This window comes from Telluria sp. AZSoR62 (assembly GCF_058111565.1).
In genome coordinates this window covers 1-232 of record NZ_JBYTST010000656.1, presented here as the reverse complement: position 1 = coordinate 232, position 232 = coordinate 1, and the positions used below count along the sequence as shown (strand labels likewise).

Annotated in this window: 1 protein-coding gene; it reads right to left on the bottom strand. The window is 63.4% G+C overall.

Features of this window, described 5'->3' with window-relative positions:
- Positions 1–182 (bottom strand): hypothetical protein (locus AC3XQU_RS25065; protein ID WP_489876788.1); only part of this gene is annotated, 182 nt, incomplete at its 3' end.
- Positions 183–232 lie beyond the last annotated feature (50 nt).

Below are 232 nucleotides of genomic sequence, written 5' to 3'. Positions count from 1 at the left end.
CGGTCGTAGAAGGTATCCATGGCAAAGTCGGGCAGGCGGTCCAGCTGGGAACTGGAAGCGGTGACGGACTTTGCCCGCTTATCTGAACTTAGGAATCTGTCCTGAACCTGTGCCACGGCGGTGTCGATGGCGTCCCTCCCTGCATACGCCGCGCCCCCCAAAACCCCGAGCACCGCAAGCAAGGACACAAGCCTCACGGGAAAGTGCCGCCGCTTCCGCTTCGGCCGGGTCC